Here is a 6,721-nt window from a genome sequence, read left to right on the forward strand (position 1 = left end):
CCTGGCTCATGCCGCGTGGCGACCGGCCCGCGCTGGTTCACGGTCGGCACGTCTGCGCCACCACACCGTTCCAGCCAGTGCCGCGATGAGCACCGCGACGCCACCGCCGAGGACGATCGGAAGCCACTGGCCGCCTGTCATCGGGAGCGGGACCGGGGCCGGATCCTTCACGAGCATGAGATACCCGGTGGGGTTCACACACGCGGTGGGCCGCTCCGCGACCGTGCCACCCTTCGTGATCTCGCCGGTCTCCGGGTTTGTCTCGCCCGGATTACACCGGTCAAGCACGCCTCCCTTGCCGTTCGAGACGTCGAGCTGCCCGCGGCCCTGCATCGACTGGCCGTTCGCCGGCCCATCTGCCTCGGGCCAGATCGTGAACTGCATCGGCTGGGAGAGCCGCTGCACGCCAGCGACGTCGCGCACGTGCTTGCCGTCGGTGCTGCGCTGCTGGTTTGGTGCCTGCGTCTCGACAAGCCAGAAGTTGCCGGCCGAGAGGTTCTCCGAGCGCCAGCGACCAGCCTGACCTCCGTCGGCGATCGGGTAGATCGTGCCGCACAACGGCTTCTGGTTGTCAGGGTTCATCGTGTTCCAGTCGATGAGCTTCTGCAGCGTCTTCGAGTTCTGCCCGAAGTCCCACGCGCCAGCATCCGCTGCGCGAGTGCTCGACACCCACGCGCCGTTCCAGCCGTCTGCCGCGTAGTCGGTGCGGCAGAGCTCAACAGCTGGGTACGCACTTGGCTTCCCGGCGACGTCGTTACGAACCTCAAACTTGTGGCCAACCATGTTCCACAGCCCAGTCGAGTCTGGATCCCACTTCTCAGTGGTTCCCGGAATCACGTCGTCGGCGTAGCGCTCAAGTCCGGCGCCGCCCGCGTCCTTACGAATCGTGAAGTAGTTCTGGCTCAGCTCGTGCCGCACCTGGCACTGTGCGGGGAACTGCGCGTCGGCCGGGGTCGTCGACTTCGGGTCGAGTGCGGTGTTCGGCACGTTCTTGCCGGTGACGCAGGCGTTCGGCGCGAAGACATTGCCCTGCGAACCCTTCGCAATACCCGTCGCGTAGTTCACGAAGGTCCAGCCAGTCGTCGGCGCGTTGCCGGCACCCTGCCAAATTTTGGGGTCAGGGATCCCGGCGGGACTCTCGGCAGCCTGCACGGCGAACCACATCTCGGCGCTCACTGCCTGAGCCGGCACCTTCAGGGCGGGGCCAGAGGTGACGATCCAACGCCCGTCGACCTGCTTGGGGGCGGCAACATCTTGCACGGGCGCGTAGGTATCAGCGCTCGAGGTATTTGGCTGACCGTTGAGACCGATCGTGCGGCCGTCAGCGTTGAAGAGGTAGACGCCGTGCTTCTTCGCGCCGCTCGGAACTGCGGCATCTGGGGCCCAGCCAGCAGTCTTGAACACGTGCGTGACATCGTCAGTCAGCACGAGATCATTCAGTGTCGTCGTGCCGGTGAGCTTCGTCGCAGTGATCTTGTAGTGCGCGTTGCCGCCCTTGTGCAGGCGGGCACCGCTCGCAGGCAACGAGCTCTTCGTGACAGTCCACGCATTGATCGGGTTCTCGACGCACAGGCCAGGCACGCAGTCCGTAGGCGGCTTCGGGTCAGTTCCGCGCGCAAGCTTGTTGCGCAGGAAGAATCCTTGCGGTGAGGTCGCAGCCTGGCGCTCGGCGGTCGCGTCAGCGTTCTCCTTGACTTTCACGTACATCGTCAGGGTGAGCATCTGCTTCGCCGGCACCGTGCCGCCAATTGTGAGCCACTTGTCTGCAGCTGACCACGCATGCGTGAGCCCTGTCCCACTGAGCGTGATCACGGGGCTTGTCGTACGCTGCTGAGACGTCGGGTTGTAGAACGTCGCGTCATCAAGCACGTCTGCGAGGTAGTCGCGGTAGTTCACCACGGCGGGGTTCGTGCCAGCACGATTATCAAAAGTGAGCTTGTATCCGACAACGCCGTTCTCGTCGACGGGTGTCCCGGAAGGCAGGTCTTTACCGTCCGCCCCGATGGCTGTCTTAGACACGTCCATGAGGGAGTTCTTGATCGTGCAGAGGATCTCCTTACCCGCCGCTTCGGCAGGCATTGTGAAGCTCGTTCCGAGGCTCTTGTCGCTCCAGAGCACCCTGCCATCAAGCAGGCACTCCCAGCTCGTGACGTAGTTCTTCAGGTCGGTGGACGAGTTGCCCGCGACCTCGGTGAACGACATCGACGCCCCGATCGCGACTGGCACCGGGCCAACCTTCTCGTCCTGAATGCCCGAGTCGTTGCCAGTTGTTGTCGCCTCGCCAAGCACGGTGTTGCCAGACTTCAGCTGCAGCTTGAACTGGTCGTTCGCGAATGCACGGCCGTCGGGAAGGTCCTTCTGGATCTTCACTGTGGGCGGGAAGCTGCATGTCGCAAGGTCGGTTGTCGAGAATCCGGAGTTCCACGGCAGCGTGACGTTCTGCGATCCCCAACTGCCTGAGGCTTCTTGCTGCAGGTAGCCGAGCTGTGTGCCTGCTCCGATGAAGAGCCTGCCGCTCGAGTCGTAGGCAATACCATTCGTATTGCTGAACGGAGCGGTGCCGCTCGCCACCCGCTCGGCTCCAGCAATAGCTCGGTAGCCGCTGCCAGCATCAAGCTTTGCCTTGTCAAGTCGGAATACCTGCAACTGCGTTCCAACACCGCGCACAAGATAGACATTGCCGACCGTGTCAAAAGCAAAGTCACCATTCACGCCGACACGCGAAGTTTCGCCGCTGACGAGGTTTCTCAGGTCGATTTTCCCAACAGGTTCAATTGAATTAGAACCGGGAGCCATTCTCCACAGCTGGAAGTACAGCCCGCCGTTCGCACTCATTGATCCTGAAGCAGCGTTGAAGCCACCGACCCAGTACGAACCGTCGGGCCCAACTGCACCACCAACCAGACTTGTGACGTCCGAGGACGACAACGATACCTTGGCCTGCGTTGCACTCCATCGTCCACTGGCTGGATCAAACTTGTAGACAGTATTCGCGTTGCTGGCCTGCGACAACCCCGCAGTGTTTGTTCGGTTGTAGGCGTAAGCTGTTGCACCGCGATCGCCAATCCCGAGGCCATTGAACTCCCCTGTGCCGGCAGCCTGACCCACCGATTCAACGACGCCATTCTTGCCGTTGACGGCAACCTTTTGCAGTTGCCCGGCGCTCGAAATCGAGTAGACATCACCTGGCACGCAGCTCAGGGCGTTCGAAGCGACAGCCGCTCGTGCCGACTTCGGCTTCGCCGGTGTCGCGGGTTTTGCAGGCTGCTCCGGTTTGGGCGCGGTCACTTCTGCTTCGGGCGTCGGCGTCGTTGCCTCGCCCTCGGGCTGTGCAGGGGTTTCCTCGGGCGCACCCGCCGAGGTCTCCTCCTGAGAGTTATCTGGCTGCTGTGCAGCGTCAGTTTCCGGCGTCGCCAGGGTGCGCTCAACGGCCTGCGCCGAAGCGATCCCTGTGTCTGCGAGCGGCATGATGATTCCGACGAGCGCGCTCAATATGAGCGCGCCCGTCGCAATCCCCCTATTGCGAGGCTTCCCCAACCTTTTGTTCCCCCAATTACTATGCGCGCACATGTGTGCGACGCCACCCTCGTGGTCTTCCCCAAGACCAACGTTGGTGAGAGATAGTCACCGCGAGGATCATTCCTCAGCGGCGACGTCATATCGGCGCTCAAAGCCAGAACAAATTTGGTACAAAAAAACAGTTCCGTGGCACCGAGGTTCAGCATAGGGTGGTCTAGGACTGTGCGCACTAGCATTGATGGCACCTTCCCCCTGATCTTCACCCTTACTGAGAGACCTACCCCCTTCATTACCCCCGGCCGGTAACCCACTGAGAAAGGCTCTATGCTGCGCACACATGAAGCCTCAGGATCGGCTTCCCATTTGCCACGCCCGCTCGTCGATGGCGGCCGCGTTGCCCTGCCGAGCCGGTGCCGCCTGCTTGAACGGCTCGTTGAGGAGACCGCTGGATCCGCGGGGAAGCAGCGGCTGACGCTCGTGTACGCACCGACGGGGTATGGGAAGACGGCAACAATTGCCGACTGGCTCGGTGACGACAGCGACGGGCCACTTCCCGTGTTCTGGGTGCATTCTTCCAAACGCGAACCGCACGCCCTCTGGAACGAACTCGCGGAGGCACTCGCGTCGCGCTCCGACTACGTCGCGCGCGAGGGCGCCGATCCGCTATCGACTGTGATGCGTCTTGCGCGCGGCCTGCACACAGCAGTCACGCTCGTCATCGACGATTTCCACCACGCAACCTCGGCAGATACAGATATGGCCCTCGCTGAGCTCTCGGCAGAGTCATCTCTGCTCACGCTCATCATCATTGGGCGCGGCGTGACACTCCTCGACGGCCCCCTCGTGAGCGCGACAACCCGAGTTCGATTGATCGGGGTCGATGACCTGAGCCTCACGTCGGCGGAGGCGCTCGAGCTCACACAGTCGCTGCGGGTTCCGGAGAGCCCCAACCTCACGACCGCGCTTGAACGGACAGAAGGCTGGCCGCTCGCAATCCGCGCCGCGCTGAACCTTGGCGCCGACGGACTCTACTCCGACACAGCCGAGGGCCGTATCTGGGCGGACGGGCCCGCGGCCCACAGCTTCGATCCGCTCGCGAACCTCAACGCGTTCGCGATGGCCTCGCTCGAGATCATGAGCGAGGAGGCCAGGCGGGTCATCCTTGCGGCTGCGCAGATCGACTTTCTGAGCGTCAACCAGATCCGCTCCATCGTTGGCGCCGATGAGCCTACGGTCAGCGAAACGCTCAACTACCTGACCGAGCACGGCTTCCTAATGGAAGTCACGAGCACAGGAGCGCCAGAGTACCGGTGCCACCGATCCGTGCGGGCGCCGTTCGCTGACTACGCAGTGAGCGCGCTTGACGTTGCTGAGCGCAAGCGTCTCTACAGTAGCCGCGCGCACGAGATTGCTGGCACAGCCCCGTTCACCGCCTTCAGATTGTTCTGTGCGGCAGAGGAGTTCGAAGCCGCAGAAATCACGCTTGCTCAGAACTTCACGACGATCACTGACGAGGTCGACGGGGCAATGCGAGCGCTCCGATCGCTCTCTGAGGAGGTGCTTCTCGAGCACCCAACGCTTACCGCCGCGCTCTTGTTTCTCGAGAACCCGCGTGTGGGTGTCGCCCCGTCGCGACTGAATTTTCTCCTGCGCGTCTGGCAGCTTGGCTTGCAGCGCCGCCTCCCCGAGGGCGCATCGACTCCCCCCGGCCCAATCCATCTGCAGCTCCTCTGCGAGGCGATGGTGCTCAACCGTGTGCTCGGCAACCTCGACGACGCCGAGGCCTACATGCACCACATCGAGGGAAGACTCGCACCCGATCACGTACCCGCGCTCCCGATTCCGGGCGGCTCCGACAGCGAGTCCCCCGCAGTGTTGACGGGCAACGGCTCGCTTTCGGTGTTCTACCGCGAGGTAGCAGCGACAGCCTTGTCTGTCGGCGACTTCGGACGCGCCCGGCGCAACCTGAAGCGGCTGCGCCGCCGCTCCGAGCGGAAACTCTCGACGCCGTGGCACGGCTTCCCTCACGCATCAACGCGCACGGTGACTGACCCAGAGTCCGGCGGCAACTGGTTGCTCGCTGCGCTTTCTGAACTTGCCTTCACCGACACCATTGACGGACACATTCGCCGAGCAGGCGAGCTCGTTCACGAATACGACGAGATCGTCGCTTCGACCAAGGCGCAGGCCCCAGGGATCGCATGGGTCGGAATCGAGATCGCGAGAGCCCACCTCGCTGAGGAGAACCGCGACCCGGAAAAACTCGCGGTCGCCGTTGAGCGGCTCGCGCCAATAGCCGACCGGCTTGAGCCGTGGCCGCTGCTCCTTATTGCAGAGGCCGCATCGATCCGCGACTCGCGAGGTACCGAGCTCGCACTCGCACACCTCGCCTCTGGGCTCGAGGACACTGAGGGGCGCGCGCCGATCCCGAAGGCGTGGTGCAAGTACGTCATCAACTTCGAAGCGATGCTGAACTCCTCGATAGGAAACCTTGCGAGATCCGAGGCGCTGCTCGCGGCTGTTCCCTCCGAGGAACCAGTGTTCAGGCTCGAACGAGCCCGGCTCGCGCTGTTCTCGGGCAACGACGTCGAGGCGCTACTCATCGCCCAGTCCGTTGGCGACCCAGGCACGACGAAACGTCAACGCGTCGACAGGCGAATGATCACGGCCGTTGCTGCGTGGGGCTGTGGCCGTCCCACGGAGGCGATCAACTCGCTTGCATCGGCCGCCGCGCTCATTGACAAGTATTTTCTTCCAGCGATGCTCGTGAGCGTGCCGTTCGAGCAACTTCGCGAGCTTGCCGTAGCTGCCCGCGATGCGGGGGCGTGCGACATCGTCGATGCGCTCGACGCCATCCCTGAGAAGTCGCGTGCGTACAGATACGAGCAACTCACAGAGATGGAGCTTCGCACCCTGGCCGCGATCAGCGAGCACCGAAACGCGAATCACGCTGCGGCCAGCCTCTTCATTACAGCGGGAACTGTCAAGAAGCACCTCGCATCCGTCTACAAGAAACTCGGCGTACGTGATCGCGATGCGGCAATTCTCCGCGCCGGCCGAATGGGCCTGCTCGACGGGCTGCCAGAAACAACCGCTTAACTGCCAAACGGGAGGGGGTTGGGGGGGGGGGGGGCCCCCCCCCCCCCCCCCCGGCGCCGGGGGGGGGGGGGGGGGGGGGGGGGCGGGCGCGCAGACCAGCGGA

Annotated in this window: 2 protein-coding genes; one reads left to right on the forward strand and one right to left on the reverse strand. The window is 63.5% G+C overall.

What is annotated here, in order from left to right; genetic code table 11:
• Positions 1–6 precede the first annotated feature (6 nt).
• A complete protein-coding gene (locus ACF07D_RS12215; RefSeq protein ID WP_391505085.1) occupies positions 7–3,468 on the reverse strand; it encodes a hypothetical protein in 3,462 nt (1,153 codons plus the stop codon).
• 375 nt (positions 3,469–3,843) lie between these two features.
• On the opposite strand from ACF07D_RS12215, the gene ACF07D_RS12220 reads away from it, so the two are divergent.
• Positions 3,844–6,618 carry an AAA family ATPase gene (locus ACF07D_RS12220; protein WP_391505086.1) on the forward strand — a complete coding sequence of 925 codons (2,775 nt, stop codon included), beginning with the start codon at positions 3,844–3,846 and terminating at the stop codon, positions 6,616–6,618.
• Positions 6,619–6,721: the final 103 nt, after the last annotated feature.

Source organism: Leucobacter sp. NPDC015123 (assembly GCF_043080205.1).
In the GTDB taxonomy this organism is placed as follows: Bacteria; Actinomycetota; Actinomycetes; order Actinomycetales; family Microbacteriaceae; genus Leucobacter; species Leucobacter aridicollis_A.

What these genes read in the sequence shown, in the direction of transcription:
- ACF07D_RS12220 (WP_391505086.1), top strand. Translation starts at nt 3,844, where the DNA reads ATGCTGCGCACACATGAAGCCTCAGGATCGGCTTCCCATTTGCCACGC.
- ACF07D_RS12215 (WP_391505085.1), bottom strand. Translation starts at nt 3,468, where the DNA reads ATGCCGCTCGCAGACACAGGGATCGCTTCGGCGCAGGCCGTTGAGCGC.